The 18,235-nt window shown below is 70.6% G+C and carries 14 protein-coding genes; all 14 read left to right on the top strand.

The genetic code is table 11. The annotated features are described in order from the left end of the window. The first annotated feature begins 59 nt into the window (after positions 1-59). Entirely contained in the window at positions 60-2,681 is a 2,622-nt protein-coding gene (locus J7E97_RS02135) for a valine--tRNA ligase (RefSeq protein WP_215021574.1), read from the top strand. 311 nt (positions 2,682-2,992) lie between these two features. After that, the gene (locus J7E97_RS02130) at positions 2,993-4,507 is read left to right on the top strand and encodes a folylpolyglutamate synthase/dihydrofolate synthase family protein (RefSeq protein ID WP_215021573.1); all 1,515 of its coding nucleotides are present in this window, start codon (positions 2,993-2,995) and stop codon (positions 4,505-4,507) included. A 3-nt stretch (positions 4,508-4,510) separates the two neighbouring features. Beyond that, on the top strand, positions 4,511-4,861 hold the full coding sequence (locus J7E97_RS02125) for a DUF4233 domain-containing protein (protein WP_215021571.1): 351 nt from the start codon (positions 4,511-4,513) through the stop codon (positions 4,859-4,861). 96 nt (positions 4,862-4,957) lie between these two features. Beyond that, positions 4,958-5,368, top strand: coding sequence for a nucleoside-diphosphate kinase (gene ndk / locus J7E97_RS02120; protein ID WP_215021569.1), 411 nt, complete (start codon positions 4,958-4,960; stop codon positions 5,366-5,368). Between the two features lie 296 nt (positions 5,369-5,664). After that, entirely contained in the window at positions 5,665-6,684 is a 1,020-nt protein-coding gene (locus J7E97_RS02115; RefSeq protein ID WP_069923827.1) for a rod shape-determining protein, read from the top strand. A 164-nt stretch (positions 6,685-6,848) separates the two neighbouring features. Then, positions 6,849-7,790: a rod shape-determining protein MreC gene (gene mreC, locus J7E97_RS02110; RefSeq protein ID WP_215021567.1), complete on the top strand. Its 942-nt coding sequence runs from the start codon at positions 6,849-6,851 to the stop codon at positions 7,788-7,790. Between the two features lie 12 nt (positions 7,791-7,802). After that, positions 7,803-8,507, top strand: coding sequence for a rod shape-determining protein MreD (mreD, locus tag J7E97_RS02105; RefSeq protein ID WP_215021565.1), 705 nt, complete (start codon positions 7,803-7,805; stop codon positions 8,505-8,507). Between the two features lie 13 nt (positions 8,508-8,520). Beyond that, a complete protein-coding gene (gene mrdA, locus J7E97_RS02100; RefSeq protein WP_215021563.1) occupies positions 8,521-10,701 on the top strand; it encodes a penicillin-binding protein 2 in 2,181 nt (726 codons plus the stop codon). A gap of 14 nt (positions 10,702-10,715) precedes the next feature. After that, the gene (gene rodA / locus J7E97_RS02095) at positions 10,716-11,915 is read left to right on the top strand and encodes a rod shape-determining protein RodA (protein ID WP_215021561.1); all 1,200 of its coding nucleotides are present in this window, start codon (positions 10,716-10,718) and stop codon (positions 11,913-11,915) included. Between the two features lie 79 nt (positions 11,916-11,994). After that, the gene (locus J7E97_RS02090) at positions 11,995-13,512 is read left to right on the top strand and encodes a CYTH and CHAD domain-containing protein (RefSeq protein ID WP_215021559.1); all 1,518 of its coding nucleotides are present in this window, start codon (positions 11,995-11,997) and stop codon (positions 13,510-13,512) included. Positions 13,513-13,583: 71 nt separating this feature from the next. After that, positions 13,584-15,509 carry a TIGR03960 family B12-binding radical SAM protein gene (locus tag J7E97_RS02085; protein ID WP_215021557.1) on the top strand — a complete coding sequence of 642 codons (1,926 nt, stop codon included), beginning with the start codon at positions 13,584-13,586 and terminating at the stop codon, positions 15,507-15,509. Between the two features lie 149 nt (positions 15,510-15,658). Beyond that, on the top strand, positions 15,659-16,765 hold the full coding sequence (locus J7E97_RS02080; RefSeq protein WP_215021555.1) for a hypothetical protein: 1,107 nt from the start codon (positions 15,659-15,661) through the stop codon (positions 16,763-16,765). Positions 16,766-16,891: 126 nt separating this feature from the next. After that, on the top strand, positions 16,892-17,671 hold the full coding sequence (locus J7E97_RS02075) for a TIGR03936 family radical SAM-associated protein (RefSeq protein WP_215021553.1): 780 nt from the start codon (positions 16,892-16,894) through the stop codon (positions 17,669-17,671). 233 nt (positions 17,672-17,904) lie between these two features. Next, positions 17,905-18,235: hypothetical protein (locus tag J7E97_RS02070; protein ID WP_374224097.1), on the top strand; the 331-nt coding region annotated here is incomplete at its 3' end.

The following is an 18,235-nucleotide window of genomic DNA, read 5'->3' as shown; positions in this document are numbered from 1 at the left end:
GCCGGGTCCTGGGAAAGCCGGTTTCATGACTGGACTGTTACCGCTCTAAACTGTGGCTCGTGACCGAGAACACGCAGACACCCAGCAGCCCCTACTCCGAACTGCCGACCCAGTACGCGCCGGCCGAGGTAGAGGGGAAGCTCTACGAGCGCTGGGTGGAGCGTGGCTACTTCGAGGCGGACGAGAAGAGCGAGAAGCCCCCGTACGCCATCGTCATCCCGCCGCCGAACGTCACCGGCAGCCTCCACCTGGGGCACGCCTTCGAGCACACGCTGATCGACGCCCTCACCCGCCGCAAGCGCATGCAGGGCTACGAGACCCTGTGGCAGCCCGGCATGGACCACGCGGGCATCGCCACCCAGAACGTCGTCGAGCGCGAGCTCGCCAAGGAGGGCAAGTCCCGCCACGACCTGGGCCGCGAGGCCTTCGTCGAGCGGGTCTGGCAGTGGAAGGGCGAGTCGGGCGGCCAGATCTCCGGCCAGATGCGCCGCCTCGGCGACGGCGTCGACTGGTCGCGCGAGCGCTTCACCATGGACGAGGGCCTGTCCGAGGCCGTCCAGACCATCTTCAAGAAGCTCTACGACGACGAGCTGATCTACCGGGCCGAGCGCATCATCAACTGGTGCCCCCGCTGCCTCACCGCGATCTCCGACATCGAGGTCGAGTACCAGGACGACGAGGGCGAGCTCGTCTCGATCCGCTACGGCGAGGGCGACGCCTCCATCGTCGTCGCGACGACCCGCGCCGAAACGATGCTGGGTGACACGGCTGTTGCCGTCCACCCCGACGACGAGCGCTACAAGCACCTCGTCGGCACCGAGATCGAGCTGCCGCTCACCGGCCGCCGCATCCCCGTCGTCGCCGACGAGCACGTCGACCCCGAGTTCGGCACCGGCGCCGTCAAGGTGACCCCGGCGCACGACCCGAACGACTTCGAGATCGGCCAGCGCCACGGCCTGCCCAACCTCGCCGTCATGGACGAGCACGCCGTCATCACCGTCCACGGCCCCTTCCAGGGCCTGGACCGCCTGGAGGCCCGCTCCGCCATCGTCGCCGCGCTGCGCGCCGACGGCCGGATCGTCGCCGAGAAGCGTCCGTACACGCACTCCGTCGGCCACTGCTCGCGATGCAAGACCACCATCGAGCCGCGCCTGTCGCTCCAGTGGTGGGTCAAGGTCGGTCCGCTCGCCAAGGCCGCCGGTGACGCGGTCCGCGACGGCAAGGTCAAGATCCACCCGCAGGAGATGGAGAAGCGCTACTTCGACTGGGTCGACAACCTCCACGACTGGTGCATCTCGCGCCAGCTCTGGTGGGGCCACCGCATCCCCGTCTGGTACGGCCCGAATGGCGAGATCGTCTGCGTCGGCCCCGACGAGCAGCCGCCGAGCGGCGAGGGATGGACCCAGGACACGGACGTCCTGGACACCTGGTTCTCCTCCGGCCTGTGGCCGTTCTCCACGCTCGGCTGGCCGCAGCAGACCGACAGCCTGGCGAAGTTCTACCCGAACGCCGTCCTGGTCACCGGCTACGACATCCTCTTCTTCTGGGTCGCCCGGATGATGATGTTCGGCCTGTACGCGATGGACGGCACCCCGCCGTTCGGCACGATCGCCCTGCACGGCATGGTCCGCGACGAGCGCGGCAAGAAGATGTCGAAGTCCTTCGGCAACGCGGTCAACCCGCTGGACTGGATGGACAAGTACGGCTCCGACGCGGTCCGCTTCACCCTGGCGCGCGGCGCCAACCCGGGTGTCGACGTCCCGATCGGCGAGGACTGGGTCCAGGCCTCCAGCAAGTTCGCCAACAAGATCTGGAACGCCACCCGGTTCGCGATGATGAACGGTGCCACGATCGAGGGCGACCTGCCGTCGGTCGAGGAGATGTCGGCGACCGACCGCTGGATCCTGTCCCGGCTGAACGAGACGGTCGCGCAGGCCGATGCCTTCTACGAGGACTACCAGTTCTCGAAGCTCAGCGAGGCGCTCTACCACTTCGCGTGGGACGAGGTCTTCGACTGGTACGTCGAGCTGTCGAAGACGACCTTCTTCGCGGGCGGCGAGCCGGCGAAGGCCTCGGCCCGGGTCCTCGGCGAGGTCCTCGACGTCATGCTGCGCCTGCTGCACCCGGTGGTCCCCTTCGTCACCGAGACGCTGTGGACCACGCTGACCGGTGGCGAGTCCCTGGTGATCGCCGACTGGCCGAAGGACAGCGGCTTCCGCGACGCGGCCGCCGAAGCCGAGATCGAGGGCGTCCAGAGCCTGGTCAGGGAGGTCCGCCGGTTCCGAAAGGAGCAGGGCCTCGACGACAAGCAGAAGGTTCCGGCCCGCCTGGACCTGTCCGCCACCGTGCTGGCCGCCCACGAGGCAGCCATCCGCCAGGTGCTGCGCCTCCAGCCGGAAGGCGACGCCTTCAGCGCCACCGCGACCCTCCCGGTCGCCGGCGCCACCGTCGCGCTCGACCTGTCGGGCACCATCGACATCCCGGCCGAGCGCAAGCGGCTGAGCAAGGATCTGGCCGCCGCCGAGAAGGAGAAGCAGCAGGCCGAGGCGAAGCTCGGGAACGAGGCGTTCATCGCCAAGGCCCCCGACAACGTCGTGGACAAGATCAAGGGCCGCCTCGCCAAGGCCGAGGCGGACATCGCCCGGCTCCAGGCGCAGCTGGCGGCGCTGCCCGCCGCGTAGGCCCCGTCAGCGGCCCGTAGAGCACGGGCGAAGGCCCCCACGCCGTCGGTCGGCGTGGGGGCCTTCGCGGTCGAAAGGCCGAGTACGGTGCCGACGGCCAGGGCGGTGGTCGTGCCGGCCTTGACCGCCGCCACGGACGGCTCATTCGGGACGCGCGGCTGGAAACCGTCTTGTTGGTGCCGGCCTGCGGCATTTGTTCACCTGTCTCCGGCCCGCAAGGCTCGCATAACGATCCGGTCGCCTTCGCCGTCGGAGGTCCCGAAGCGACCAGGCCGGAAGTGCTTCCGCTCCTCGTCCGTAGACTGGGTCCCGTGAGTGAGCAGCAGCCCGAGAGCCACGATGACAGCTTCGACGAGTTCGACCAGATCGTGGCGGAGGAATCCGACCGCGACCCCGACCTGGCGGTGATCGCTGCGGGCAGCCGCACCCTGCGCGCGCAGGCCGGTCCACCTCAAGGCGAGCCGGTGCCCGACGTGCCCGCCGACCCCCAAGCGGCCGAAGCGCTGCGGGAGGTGGAGCAGGAACTGGCCGGGCGCTGGGGCGAGACGAAACTGGAGCCCTCCGTCACGCGGATCGCCGCGCTGATGGACGTCCTGGGCGAGCCGCAGCGCGCGTACCCCTCCATCCACATCACCGGAACCAACGGCAAGACGAGCACCGCCCGCATGATCGAGGTGCTGCTGAACGCCTTCGAGCTGCGCACCGGCCGCTACACGAGCCCGCACGTGCAGTCGATCACCGAGCGGATCAGCCTGGACGGCGCGCCGATCACCGCCGAGCGGTTCGTCGAGACGTACCACGACATCAAGCCGTACGTGGAGATGGTGGACGCGGCCGAGGAGTTCCGGCTGTCGTTCTTCGAGGTCCTCACCGGCATGGCCTACGCGGCCTTCGCGGACGCACCGGTGGACGCGGCCGTGATCGAGGTCGGCATGGGCGGAACCTGGGACGCGACCAACGTGATCGACGGCGCGGTCGCCGTGGTCACCCCGATCAGCCTGGACCACACGGACCGGCTCGGCTCCACGCCCGGCGAGATCGCGGGGGAGAAGGGCGGCGTCATCAAGCCGGGCGCCACCGTGATCCTGGCGCAGCAGCCGGTGGACGCGGCGCAGGTGCTGCTGAAGAAGGCCGTCGAGGTCGACGCGACGGTGGCCCGCGAGGGCATGGAGTTCGGCGTCGTCACCCGCGAGGTCGCGGTCGGCGGCCAGCAGCTGACGCTGCGCGGGCTGGGCGGCGAGTACGACGGGATCTTCCTGCCGTTGTACGGCGCCCACATGGCGCACAACGCGGCGGTGGCGCTGGCGGCCGTCGAGGCCTTCTTCGGGATCGGTGCGGACCGCGCCCGGGTGCTGGACGTGGACACCGTGCGCAAGGCCTTCGCCTCGGTGACCTCGCCCGGCCGCATGGAAGTCGTGCGGCGCAGCCCGACGGTGGTCCTGGACGCGGCGCACAACCCGGCCGGCGCGCTGGCCACGGCGGACGCGGTGACCGAGTCCTTCGGCTTCAGCCGCCTCATCGGGGTCGTGGGCGCCAGCGAGGGCAAGGACGTGCGCGGGCTCTTCGAGGCCTTCGAGCCGATCTTCGCGGAGGTCGTGGTCACGGAGAACACGAGCCACCGGGCGATGACCGCCGACGACCTGGGGGCCATCGCGGTCGAGGTCTTCGGGGCGGACCGGGTGCAGGTGGAGCCTCGGTTGGACGACGCCCTGGAGGCGGCGATCACCCTGGCGGAGGAAGAGGCCGAGTACGGAGGGGCCGGAGTCCTGGTGACCGGGTCCGTGATCACGGTGGGCGAGGCCCGCCTGCTGCTGAAGAGGGGCTGAGGGATGCGCACGCTGTGTGCTTCGACGCTGATCGGCGAGTTCTTCGTGATCGGTTTCGCGGGTCTGGTCGCCATGAAGGGCGACCTGAGCCAGGCCGTGGTCTGGACGGTCTGCGGGACCGGGATGCTGCTGTCGGTGCTGCTGTGCGGGATGCTGTCCCGCCCGGGGGCCGTCCAGATCGGCTGGGCCCTGCAGATCGGGCTGGTCCTGAGCGGCCTGGTGGTCCCGATGATGTTCTTCCTGGGTGCGGTGTTCGCGGGCCTGTGGTGGTGCTCGGTCCACTACGGCCGCCGGATCGACGACATCAAGGCCCGCTGGGCCGCCGCGCAGTCCGAGGCCCCGGCCGAGGCGTAGCCGGCCGGCCCGGCCCGGGGAAGGCCCCGTACGGCGGGGCTCCGGGCCCCTGTAGCCTCGTCGGACCGCACCCGTATGCCGCAAGGAGTTACCCATATGACCCAGCGCACGCTCGTCCTGCTCAAGCCCGACGCCGTCCGGCGGGGCCTGATCGGCGAGATCGTCGGCCGCATCGAGCGGAAGGCCGGCTGGACCATTCCCGCGCTGGAGCTGCGCACGCTGGACCAGGAGACCCTGGAGGCGCACTACGGCGAGCACAAGGGCAAGCCCTTCTACGAGCCGCTCATGGGCTTCATGGCGGGCGGCCCGGTCGTGGCCCTGGTCGTCGAAGGGGAACGCGTGATCGAGGGTGTCCGCCAGCTGGCCGGACCCACTGACCCGATCGCCGCGGCGCCCGGTTCCATTCGGGGTGACTTCGGTACCGTCACCCGGGAGAACCTGATCCACGCCTCGGACTCCGAGGAGTCCGCGCAGCGCGAGCTGAAGCTTTTCTTCCCGTCGCTCTGATCACTCTTTCCTGACGGAACATCAGCCGAATAGCGCTCATGACCTGGGGCGACCGAAGTAATTTCGGTCGCCCTTTGGTATTACCGGCGAATTCCGGGAACGCATGAACAGGACACGACGTCACCACTGTGGGGGCGGGTATCCGTTCCGGCGGGTTTGCCGGAGTCCCGTCGCGCGATGTCCGTACTTGCGGCACTACGATGGGGCCTCCACCCACACACCCACCTCGCCGACCTGACAGCAGCTGCTATCAACTGGAAGGCCAGACGCTCCTCATGGGGAACAAGGGGAACTACATGTCGTTCATCGGCCGTGACATGGCGATCGACCTCGGGACCGCCAACACGCTGGTGTACGTGAGGGGCCGGGGGATCGTCCTGAACGAGCCGTCCGTGGTCGCCATCAACACGAACACCGGCGGCATCCTGGCGGTCGGCTCCGAGGCGAAGAAGATGATCGGCCGGACGCCCGGCAACATCGTCGCCGTCAGGCCCCTCAAGGACGGCGTGATCGCCGACTTCGAGATCACCGAGCGAATGCTCCGGTACTTCATCCTCAAGATCCACAAGCGCCGCTACCTGGCCCGCCCGCGCGTCGTGGTCTGCGTACCCTCCGGCATCACGGGAGTGGAGCGCCGCGCCGTCATCGAGGCGTCCACGCAGGCCGGCGCCCGTCAGGTGCACATCATCGAAGAGCCCATGGCCGCCGCCATCGGCGCGGGCCTGCCCGTCCACGAGGCCACCGGCAACATGGTCGTGGACATCGGCGGCGGGACCACCGAGGTGGCCGTCATCTCCCTCGGCGGAATCGTCACGGCACAATCCATCCGGGTGGCCGGCGACGAGCTGGACAACGCGATCATCCAGCACATCAAGAAGGAGTATTCGCTCCTCCTCGGCGAGCGCACGGCCGAGCAGATCAAGATCACCATCGGCTCGGCCTACGACCTGGACAAGGACGAGCACACCGAGATCCGCGGCCGCGACCTGGTCTCCGGCCTCCCGAAGACCGTCGTGATCTCGGCCGCCGAGGTCCGCAAGGCGATCGAGGAGCCGGTCAACGCCATCGTCGACGCCGTCAAGACCACCCTCGACAAGTGCCCGCCGGAACTCTCGGGCGACATCATGGACCGCGGCATCGTCCTCACCGGAGGCGGCGCCCTGCTCCGCGGCCTCGACGAGCGGCTGCGCCGCGAGACGGGCATGCCCATCCACATCGCCGAGGACCCGCTCGACTCCGTCGCGCTCGGATCCGGCAAGTGCGTGGAGGAGTTCGAGGCGCTCCAGCAGGTCCTGGACGCCCAGCCCCGACGCTGACCCGGCCCGCCGCGGGGCGGTGGAACGCAAATGATCCGCCGTACGGGTGCTACCGGGCCCGTACGGCGGATCGTTGATATACAGGCAAGGTCCGGTTCGAGCCCCGGCTCCACCGGAGCGGCTCCGCCGCACGGGTAACTACGAGGAAGGCACGGCCGCCGCACGTGAGGGACACACGAGAAAGCCGGCTGCTCCTGGTGCTTCTGATCGCCATCGCGTTCGCATTGATCACGGTGGACATCAGGACGGGCGAGGATTCGCCCGTCGACGGTGCCCGGCAGGCCGCCGCAGCGGTCTTCGGGCCGGTCGAGAAGGGCGTGGCCAAAGGGGTCGACCCGGTCGCCAACGCCATAGGGGCGGTACGGGACTCCGGCGAGCGGCACAACCGCATCGCGACGCTGGAGCGCGAGAACGCGGCGCTGAAGGCCAAGCTGGGCAGCGACGACCAGACCCGCAGCAGGATCCGCGAACTGGACGAGATGCTCAAGCGCGCGGGCGCCGGCCAGTACGGCATCAAGGGCGCCGAGGTCATCGCCATAGGAGCGGCCCAGGGCTTCTCCTGGACCGTGACCATCGACGCCGGCAGCAAGGACGGCATCGAGCGCGACATGACCGTCCTGAACGGGGACGGACTCGTCGGCCGCGTCGCCACCGTCGGCCCCGACACCGCGACCGTGGTCCTCGCCAACGACCCCGACTTCACCGTCGGCACGCGTCTGGAGAAGACCGGCGAGCTCGGTTTCGCCACCGGCCAGGGCGACCGCGCGCTGTCCGTGCAGATGCTCAACGGCAAGGCCAAGATCAACCCCGGTGACCGCCTCGTCACCTTCGGCTCGCGCGGCAACAAGCCCTTCGTCCCCGGTGTCCCGATCGGCGAGGTGGTCAAGGTCGACCCCTCGCGCGGCGACCTGACCCGGACCATCTGGGTCCGCCCGTTCGTCGGCTTCTCGCGCCTGGACATCGTCGGCGTCGTGGTGATGCCCCCGCGCGAGGACCCGCGCGACGCCGTCCTGCCGCCCAAGCCCGAGGCGCCCAAGCCCACCCCGACGGTCACCGTCACGGTCACGCCGTCGGCCAGCGCGCCCGGCAAGCCGGCCGAAGAGTAGGAGCCGACCACCATGCGCTTCAACCGGATCCTGCTCGCGGCCACGCTCGTCGTGGTCGCCCTCGTCGTCCAGGTCTCCGTCCTGGGCCGGCTCCAGCTCCCCGGGGCCGTCCCCGACCTGCTCCTCCTCACCGTCGTCGCCCTCGCACTCGTGTACGGGTGCGTCAGTGGCGCCCTCATCGGCTTCGCCGCCGGCCTCCTCGCCGACCTGGCCCCGCCCGCCGACCACGCCGCCGGCCGCTACGCGCTCGTCCTGTGCGCCATCGGCTACGTCGCCGGCCTGGTCCGCCCCGACACCGGGCGGTTCCGCTCCGCCTGGGGCCCGATGCTCACCGTCGTCGGCGCCGCCTTCGCCTCGACCCTGCTCTACGCGGGCGTCGGCGCGCTGGTCGGCGACACGGCCGCCCGCCATGTGGGTCTGACCGGGCTGCTGTTCACCGCGGTCCTCTACGACCTGCTGCTCGCGCCCTTCACCGTGCCGTTCATCATGGCGCTGGCCCGCCGCGCCGAGAACGACCCGATGGCCGTCGACGCCAACGGCGGCCCCCCGGCGGGCAAGGACATCGCCTCCGGCTGGCTGGCCGGCGGCACCGGACTGCGGATCGGCAGCCAGCGCGGCGGCCTGCGGATGAAGACCGCCCGCAGCCGCGCCAACCGGGCCGGCCGGATAAAGGGCGTCAAGGGAATCAAGGGTGTGAAGAGCGTCAAGAAGCTGTGAGGGAGGAGCAGGCGTGACCAATGTTCCGGAGACCGGCCGCACCTCCCGGGTGCAGATCAGGCTCGTCATCATCCAGGTGCTCGTCCTCTCGATGTTCCTCACCCTGGGCGGGCGCCTCTGGTACCTCCAAATCCGCAACGGCGACGAGTACTACCACGAGGCGAAGAGCAACCACGTGCAGCGGGTCGTCCAGCCGGCCGTGCGCGGGGCGGTCCTCGACGCCCGCGGGGTCCCGCTCGCCGACAACGAGACCAGGCTGGTCGTTTCCGCCAGCCGCACGGCGCTGATGAAGATGAAGGACCGGGGCAAGGCCGTCATGACCCGCCTCGCCGACGTCCTGGACATGACCCCCAAGGAGGTCATGGAGAAGGTCCGCCTCTGCGACTCCGAGACCCCGGCGCCCTGCTGGAACGGCTCCCCGTACCAGCCGATTCCGATCACCCTCGAAGCCAGCACGCAGCAGGCGCTGCAACTGCGTGAACGCCCCGAGGACTTCCCCGGCATCACCGCGGAACCCACCGCCGTCCGCCGCTACCCGGCACCCGGCGGCGCCCGTACCGCACAGGTGCTCGGATACCTCTCGCCGGTCACGGACGAGGAGATCCAGAAGGCCAAGGACTCCGACTCGCCGCACCTGCGCTCCGACCAGGTCGGCCGCTCCGGACTCGAACGCACCTTTGACAAGCAGTTGCGCGGCAAGGCGGCGGTCACCTCCTACGAGGTCGACAACCTCGGCCGGGTCATGCACCAGACCGAGTCCGACCCGGGCGTGCCCGGATCCACCCTCGTCACCAGCATCGACGCCCGCGTCCAGTCCGTCGCCGAGTACGAGCTCCAGCAGGCGATGAAGACCGTCCGCAACGAGACCGACAACATCACCGGCCGCAAGTACGAGGCCGACTCGGGCGCCGTCGTCGTCATGGAGACCAAGACCGGCCGCGTCGTCGCGATGGCTTCCCAGCCCGACTACGACCCCAACGCCTGGGTCGGCGGTATCTCCGGCAAGGACTACGCGAGTCTCACCAGCAAGAACTCCAACTACCCGCTGCTCAACCGGGCCATCCAGGGCCAGGCCCCCGCGGGCTCCATCTTCAAGGTGGTCTCCGCGAGCGCGGCCGTGCGGGCCGGCTACGACTTCGACGACAAGTACAACTGCAGCGCTTCCTACAACATGGGCGGCCGGAGCTTCGCCAACTTCGAGTCCAAGGGACACGGCCCCATCACCCTCGCCGAGGCCCTCAAGTTCTCCTGCAACACCGTCTTCTACGCCCTCGGGCACAAGGAGTGGCAGCGCGACGGCGGCCTCAAGCCCAACAAGGACGCCCACGACTGGTTCTACCGGACCGCCCGCGAGTTCGGCCTCGGCTCCGAGACCGGGATCGACCTGCCGAACGAGGTCACCGGCCGCATCCCCGACCGCCGCTGGAAGAAGAGCTTCTGGACGGCCAACAAGGACTCCTGGTGCAAGCAGGGCAAGAAGGGCGGCACCTACGTCGAGCAGATCGCCTACGAGAGCTGCCTCGAAGGCAACCAGCTGAAGGCCTTCGACAGCATCAACTTCGCGATCGGCCAAGGCGACGTCCTCGTCACCCCGATCCAGATGGCCACCGCTTACGCCGCCATCAGCAACGGCGGCACGCTCTACCACCCCATCGTCGGCAAGGCCGTGATCAGCCCCGACGGCAAGCGCATCGACATGATCAAGCCCAAGCCCCACGGCAGGCTCCCGATCAACGCCAAGACCATCAGCGACCTCGACAGGGGCCTGCGCATGGTCGTCGAGCCCGGAGGCACCGCCGCCTGGCGGTTCGGCGGCTGGCCACTGGACAAGATCCCGATGAGGGCCAAGACCGGCACCGCCCAGGTCTACGGCAAGCAGACCACCTCGTGGCTGGCGACCTACACCGACGACTTCACGATCGTCATGACGATCTCCCAGGGCGGCACCGGCTCCGGGGCCGCCGGCCCCGCCGTCCGCAACATCTACAACGCCATCTACGGCCTCGACATGGCCGGCAAGCAGGACGTGAACAAGGCCCTGCTGCTGCGACCCGAGGCGAAACTGCCCAGGATCCGCCCCGACGGCTCCATCGACTCCCCCGAGATCCGGCCGTACGTGCCGCCGTCCCCGGAGGAGCTGGCGCCGCCCGCGCTCGCCGGCCCGCCCGCCGCGCGTCCCGCGCAGCACGACTGAGGACCGAAACAGACATGCAGACCGCCAACAAGTTCTCCGTCTCCCGGTACTCGCCCGAGCGCGGGGCGATGGCCAAGCTGACCGCGCGCGACTCCGTGGTGCGCCGGCTCGACTGGCCGATACTCCTCTGCGCGCTCGCCCTCTCCCTCCTCGGCTCCCTGCTGGTGTGGTCGGCGACCCGCAACCGCACCACGCTGAACAACGGGGACCCGTACTACTTCCTCTTCCGGCACGCCATGAACACCGGCATCGGCCTCGTGCTGATGATCGGCACCGTCTGGCTCGGCCACCGCACCCTGCGCGGCGCCGTGCCGATCCTCTACGGGCTCTCCCTCGTGCTGATCCTCGCCGTGCTCACCCCGCTCGGCGCCACCATCAACGGCGCTCACGCCTGGATCGTGATCGGCGGCGGCTTCTCGCTCCAGCCCTCCGAGTTCGTGAAGATCACGATCATCGTGGGCATGGCGATGCTGCTCGCGACCCGCGTGGACGCGGGGGACCTCGCGCACCCCGACCACCGCACCGTCGTCAAGGCGCTGTGCCTGGCGGCCGCCCCGATGGGCATCGTCATGCTGATGCCCGACCTCGGCTCCGTCATGGTCATGGTCGTCATCGTGCTCGGCGTGCTGCTGGCCTCCGGCGCCTCCAACCGCTGGGTGTTCGGCCTGCTCGGCTCGGGGGCCGCCGGCGCCATCCTGATCTGGCAGCTCGGCATCCTCGACGAGTACCAGATCAACCGCTTCGCGGCCTTCGCCAACCCGGAGCTCGACCCCGCGGGCGTCGGCTACAACACCAACCAGGCGCGGATCGCCATCGGCTCCGGCGGCCTGAGGGGATCCGGGCTCTTCCACGGCTCGCAGACCACCGGCCAGTTCGTGCCGGAGCAGCAGACCGACTTCGTCTTCACGGTCGCGGGGGAGGAGCTCGGCTTCGTCGGAGCCGGGCTGATCCTCGTGCTCCTGGGCGTCATCCTGTGGCGGGCCTGCATCATCGCCCGCGAGACGACCGAGCTGTACGGGACGATCGTGTGCGCCGGGATCATCGCCTGGTTCGCCTTCCAGGCCTTCGAGAACATCGGGATGACGCTGGGAATCATGCCGGTGGCGGGGCTCCCGCTGCCGTTCGTGTCCTACGGAGGGTCATCGATGTTCGCCGTGTGGGTGGCCGTCGGGCTGCTCCAGTCGATCAGGGTGCAGCGGCCGATGTCGGCCTGACCAGCCGCACGGGGGACGCTTTCGGCCGCTCTCCCCGTTCGCCTTCACCTCGTCGCCCGTTCGGGACTAGGTTCGGTTCATGGCGGACACGAAGCGCGAGATCGAGCGGAAGTTCGAGTTCTCCACGGTCAAGCAGGCCCGGCGCGGGGTGCCGGACCTGACGGGCACGGCCGACGTCGCGGCCGTCACCGACCAGGGCACCGTGGACCTCGACGCCGTCTACTACGACACCCACGACCAGCGGCTCGCCGCCGACGGGCTCACCCTGCGGCGGCGCACCGGCGGCAAAGACGCGGGCTGGCACCTGAAACTGCCGGTGTCACCCGGCGTGCGCGACGAGATCACGGCTGCGCTCAGCGACACCGTCCCGCGCCCGCTCGCCGCCCTGCTCCGCTCCCGGATCCGTGACGAGGCCCTGGAACCGCAGGTCAGACTGCTGTCCTCGCGCAAGGTCAGCCACCTCCTCGACGTCGACGGGGCCCTCCTCGCGGAGCTGTCCACCGACGCCGTGCGGGCCGAGCGAGCCGGCGCCACCGCTGCCTGGACCGAGGTCGAAGTGGAACTCGCCGACGGGGTCGGCCCGGAGCTGCTCGACGCCGTCGAGAAGAAGTTCCGCACAGCAGGGCTCCGGGTCTGCCCCGCGCCCTCCAAGCTGGCCCGCGCCCTCGCCGAGACCTCCGCCGAGCCGCCGGCCCGCGCCGAGGCCCGGCCGCCCGAGGGCACGACGGGCGCGCACGTCCTCGCGTACCTGCGCGAACAGCGCGACACCCTGATCGCCCAGGACCCCGCCGTACGCCGCGGGCTGCCGGACTCCGTCCACCGGATGCGGGTCGCCACCCGGCGGCTGCGCAGCGCCTTCAAGACCTACCGCCGGGTCCTGGACCCCGACGCGACCGGCCCGATCCGCGAGGAGCTGCGCTGGCTCGCCGGCGAGCTCGGGGTCGACCGCGACCAGGAGGTGCTGCTGGAGCGGATCCAGACCCGGCTCGGCGAACTCCCGGTGACCCTGCAGCTGGGCCCGGTCCGCGGCCGCCTGAAGATCTGGAACACCGCCCGCCGCACCGGGTCGCGCCGCGTGGCGCTCGCCGCCCTCGACAGCAGGCGCTACGTGGCCCTGCTGAACGACCTCGACGCCCTGCTGGCCGACCCCCCGCTGCTGAAGACCGCCGGCCGGGCCGCCGACGCGGCCCTGCCCGCGGCCGTCATCGGCGACTACGAACGCCTCGCCGGCCGGGTCGAAGGCGCACTGGCCATGGAGCTGGGCCCGGCCCGCGACCTGGCCCTGCACGACGCCCGCAAGGCGGCGAAACGCGCCCGGTACGCGGCCGAGGCGGCCACCCCGGTCCTCGGCAAGCCGGCCAAGCGCCTGGCCAAGTCTGTCAAGGCGGTCCAGAGCCTGCTCGGCGACCACCAGGACAGCGTCGTCGCCCGGGAGGCCCTGCGCGGGCTCGCGGTCCAGGCGGCCGGGGCGGGGGAGTCCTCGTTCACCTGGGGCGTGCTCTACGCCCGCGAGGAAGCGCTGTCCGAGCGCCGCGAGCGGGAACTGCCCGAGGCGTGGGAGGGAACCAAGGCCCGGGCGGGTGCACTGCGCGGCTGATCACGGGGCGGGGGGCCACCGGGCCCCGGGGTACGCTTGAGAGTCGCCCCCTGCCCGCTTCAGAAAGTCGCGTGATGACCGAGTCGGTCTTCCCTCAGCTCGAGGCATTGCTCCCGCACGTCCAGAAGCCGATCCAGTACGTCGGCGGTGAGCTCAACTCCACCGTCAAGCCCTGGGACAGCGCCGACGTGCGCTGGGCGCTCATGTACCCGGACGCGTACGAGGTCGGCCTGCCCAACCAGGGCGTCATGATCCTGTACGAGGTGCTGAACGAGCGCGAGGGCGTGCTCGCGGAGCGCACGTACAGCGTGTGGCCGGACCTCGAAGAGCTGATGCGCGAGCACAAGGTGCCGCAGTTCACCGTCGACTCGCACCGTCCGGTCGGGGACTTCGACGTCTTCGGGCTCTCCTTCTCCACCGAGCTCGGCTACACCAACATGCTGACGGCCCTCGACCTCGCGGGCATCCCGCTGGAGGCCAAGAACCGTACGCTCGATCACCCCATCGTCCTCGCGGGCGGCCACGCGGCCTTCAACCCCGAGCCGATCGCGGAGTTCATCGACTGCGCGGTCATCGGCGACGGCGAGCAGGCCGTCCTCGACATGACCGAGATCATCCGCGCCTGGAAGGCGGAGGGCCGGCCGGGCGGGCGCGAAGAGGTCCTCCTGCGGCTCGCGAAGACCGGCGGCGTCTACGTACCGGGCTTCTACGACGTCGAGTACCTGCCGGACGGCCGCATCGGCCGCGTCGTCCCGAACCGGTCGGGCGTGCCGTGGCGCGTGTCCAAGCACACCGTCATGGATCTCGACGAATGGCCCTACCCCAAGCAGCCCCTGGTCCCGCTCGCCGAGACCGTCCACGAGCGCATGTCCGTGGAGATCTTCCGCGGCTGCACCCGCGGCTGCCGTTTCTGCCAGGCCGGCATGATCACGCGCCCCGTGCGGGAGCGAAGCATCACCGGCATCGGCGAGATGGTGGAGCGCGGCCTCAAGGCGACGGGCTTCGAAGAGGTCGGTCTCCTCTCGCTCTCCTCCGCCGACCACTCCGAGATCGCGGACATCGCCAAGGGCCTGGCCGACCGCTACACGGACGACAAGGTGGGCCTGTCCCTCCCGTCGACCCGCGTGGACGCCTTCAACGTCGACCTGGCCAACGAGCTGACCCGCAACGGCCGCCGCTCCGGCCTGACCTTCGCCCCCGAGGGCGGCTCCGAGCGCATGCGCAAGGTCATCAACAAGATGGTCTCCGAAGAGGACCTGATCCGTACGGTCGCCACGGCGTACGGCAACGGCTGGCGCCAGGTGAAGCTGTACTTCATGGTCGGCCTGCCGACCGAGACCGACGAGGACGTGCTCCAGATCGGCGACATGGCGGTCAACGTCATCGCCAAGGGCCGCGAGGTCTCCGGCCAGAACGACATCCGCTGCACGGTGTCGATCGGCGGGTTCGTGCCGAAGCCGCACACCCCCTTCCAGTGGGCGCCGCAGCTGTCGGCGGAGGAGACGGACGCCCGTCTGGCCAAACTCCGGGACAAGCTCCGCGGGGACAAGAAGTACGGTCGCTCCATCGGCTTCCGCTATCACGACGGCAAGCCGGGCGTCGTCGAGGGCCTGCTCTCGCGCGGTGACCGCCGCATCGGCGACGTCATCCGCGCCGTGTACGAGTCGGGCGGCCGCTTCGACGGCTGGCGCGAGCACTTCAGCTACGACCGCTGGATGCAGGCGGCCGAGAAGACCCTGCCCGCGTACGGCGTGGACGTGGCCTGGTACACGACCCGCGAGCGCACCTACGAAGAGGTGCTGCCCTGGGACCACCTGGACTCCGGTCTCGACAAGGACTGGCTCTGGGAGGACTGGCAGGACGCCCTCGACGAGACCGAGGTCGAGGACTGCCGCTGGACCCCGTGCTTCGACTGCGGCGTGTGCCCGCAGATGCAGACCAGCATTCAGATCGGACCGACCGGGCAGAAGCTGCTGCCCCTCTCGGTCGTGAAGTGACCTCGGGCTGAGCCCGGCGGCCCCGTCCATGCCCCCCACCGGGATCGGTGGGGGGCATGTTCGTTCGATCACCGGTTGAAGGTTTCCGCCATCTACTGAACAGCGGCCCCCGGTGCAACGGCGCGGGGCCCTGGTGTGTCCTTAGGGGCATGGAACTCGAGAAGTCGCAGCCGGCGCCGCAGGGTGACGGGTGTCTGGTGGGGGCCGTCCGGATCCCCGTGAAGATCGTGGCGGTGTTGATCGTGCTGCCCGTACGGGTGGTCTGGGACCTGCTCGTCGCCGCCGCGCGGATGCTCCACCGGACGGTCCTCGGGCCGCTGTGGGAGCACGTTCTGCGGCCGGCGCTGCGCGGGCTCGGGCTGGTGATCGAGATCCTGGTGAAGACGGTCTTCTACTGGCCCTGGGTCGGGCTCTGGCGCTTCGTCGTCGTCCCGGTCGGGAGGGCGATCGCCTGGTTCGGGCGGGGTGTGTACGCGTACGTCCTGCGGCCGGTCGGCCAGGGCGCGGGCTGGGTCGGGCGGGCCGTGTACGCCTACCTGCTGGGGCCGCTCGGCCGGGGGATCGGCCAGCTGGGGCAGGGCCTGTACGCGTACGTGCTGCTGCCGCTCGGTACGGGCATCAAGTGGGGCGGCTGGGCACTGGCGATGGCGCTGTTCGTCTGGCCGTGGGTCGGGATCTGGCGGTTCGTCATGGTTCCGGTCGGGCAGTACGTCCTGGTGCCGCTCGGGCACGGCCTCGCGTGGCTGGTCACCCAACTGGTCCGGTACCTGCTGGTCTTGCCCGTGCGGGCGCTGTGGCGGTACGTCGTCGCGCCGGTCGGGCGGGTGCTGTACACGTATCTGCTCACCCCGCTGGGCCGGCTGCTCGTCAGCGCCTGGCACCTCGCCGGCCGGCTGAGCCGGGCGCTCGGGCGCGGCCTCGTACGGCTGTGGCGCGGACTCGTCGTGCGGCCGGTCACCTGGACGTACCGGCGGATCGCCACGCCCGTCGGGCACGCCGTCCGCGCGGCGTGGACCGCCGCCCGCCGCGCGGTCCGCACGGTGCACCGGCAGGCGATCGCTCCCGTCGGCCGCGCCGTCGGCGAGGTCTGGCGGACCTCCCGCCTCGCGGTCCGCGAGGCGGGGGACGACGTACGCCGGGCACTGTTCGGCGGGCCGCCCCGGGAACCGGCGAGGTCACGGGCGCGTACTCTGGGTAGTAAGACAGCCGCAGGCGACACGCCCGCCCCCGAGATCTCCTTGTACAAGCAGGGGTGAGCCGGAGGGCACGGCGGGCCGGCAGGCTCCACAGACCTCAGGGCGACGCGCGAGCCGCGGAGCCCCGCACAAGGAGAAGAACCACTGGGCAAGCGCCAGCCCGAAGGCCCGCCTCCCGCACCGGTGGTGCAGCGCATTCGTCTGCGCTACACCAAGCGCGGCCGCCTCCGGTTCACCAGCCACCGGGACTTCCAGCGTGCCTTCGAGCGGGCCCTGCGCCGCTCCGAGGTACCCATGGCGTACTCGGCGGGCTTCACCCCGCACCCCCGCGTCTCGTACGCGAACGCCGCCCCGACCGGGACGGGCAGCGAGGCCGAGTACCTGGAGATCGCCCTCGCGGAATCCCGCGACCCCGCGGTCCTGCGCAAGCTGCTCGACGATTCGATGCCCGTCGGCCTCGACATCATCGACGCCGTCGAGGCCCGCACCTCAGGGCTCGCCGACCGGCTGACCGCCTCCGTATGGGAGCTGCGCCTGGACGGCGTGGAGCCCGCGGACGCCGAGCGGGCCGTCGAAGCCTTCCTCGCCGCCGAGGCCGTCGAGGTCCAGCGCCGCACCAAGAACGGCATGCGGACCTTCGACACGCGCGGAGCCGTGGTCGCTCTGGAAGCGGTCGCGGCAGCGGGTGATAGGCCCCTGGACCATGCTTGTGCGATACTGCGGCTGGTTGTTCGGCATCTGACACCTGCCGTGCGACCCGACGACGTCCTGTCCGGTCTCCGAGCTGTGGCCGACCTAACGCCGCCGGTCCCCGCTGCGGTGACCAGGCTGGCGCAGGGGCTCTTCGACGAGGAGTCCGGCACGGTGACCGACCCGCTCGCGCCCGACCGCGAGGCTGTCGCGACCGCCCCACCCACGGCGGCCGCAACCGCCGACGCGAAGGCGCCGGAAGGTCCCGCCGCGTAGGGATCGTCGTCGTCGCGCAGCCCTGGGACTCGGGAGCCACCTGGGTCGGGCCGCGCAACAGACCTGAAGACTTCCGCCAGGCCGTACGGACTACACGTACGGAACCGGCGGCCATTGAACTGAGCTCCCGTGTGGCGAACGCGCCCCGGAGGCCGGCTCCGCGCTCATTACGCGAAGCCGTGCCGGACCGGAAGTCAGCCGCGGCGCCCGGGAGCGTGACGGGAGAACCCCGCATGCTCAACAGCGAAAACGACAACAACACCACCGCCGACAGTGGCGCCCCCGGCGACATCCTGCCTCCGCGCAGGCGCCGCCGTGCCGCTTCCCGCCCGGCCGGTCCCCCCGGCGGCCCCGTAGCCGCCGCCGAGACCGCTCCCGCACCCGTGGCGGCAGCCGCTCCCGCCGAGGAGGAGGCCGCTCCGGCCGCCGCTCCGGCTCGTACCCGTCGCCGTGCGACGCGCGCCGTGACCGCTCCCGAGGCGCCCGCTGCCGAAGCCGCGCCCGTCGTGGAGGCTCCGGCCGCTCCCGTGGCGCCCGCCGCCGAGGAGGCCGCTCCGGCCGCCG

Origin of the sequence: Streptomyces sp. ISL-66 (assembly GCF_018614135.1) — a bacterium.
Classification (GTDB): Bacteria; Actinomycetota; Actinomycetes; order Streptomycetales; family Streptomycetaceae; genus Streptomyces.
The sequence above is the reverse complement of the archived record's forward strand: the minus strand, read 5'-3'. Positions and strand labels throughout refer to the sequence as shown.

What these genes read in the sequence shown, in the direction of transcription:
- J7E97_RS02125 (WP_215021571.1), top strand. Translation starts at nt 4,511, where the DNA reads ATGCGCACGCTGTGTGCTTCGACGCTGATCGGCGAGTTCTTCGTGATC.
- ndk (WP_215021569.1), top strand. Translation starts at nt 4,958, where the DNA reads ATGACCCAGCGCACGCTCGTCCTGCTCAAGCCCGACGCCGTCCGGCGG.
- J7E97_RS02115 (WP_069923827.1), top strand. Translation starts at nt 5,665, where the DNA reads ATGTCGTTCATCGGCCGTGACATGGCGATCGACCTCGGGACCGCCAAC.
- mreD (WP_215021565.1), top strand. Translation starts at nt 7,803, where the DNA reads ATGCGCTTCAACCGGATCCTGCTCGCGGCCACGCTCGTCGTGGTCGCC.
- rodA (WP_215021561.1), top strand. Translation starts at nt 10,716, where the DNA reads ATGCAGACCGCCAACAAGTTCTCCGTCTCCCGGTACTCGCCCGAGCGC.
- J7E97_RS02090 (WP_215021559.1), top strand. Translation starts at nt 11,995, where the DNA reads ATGGCGGACACGAAGCGCGAGATCGAGCGGAAGTTCGAGTTCTCCACG.
- J7E97_RS02080 (WP_215021555.1), top strand. Translation starts at nt 15,659, where the DNA reads ATGGAACTCGAGAAGTCGCAGCCGGCGCCGCAGGGTGACGGGTGTCTG.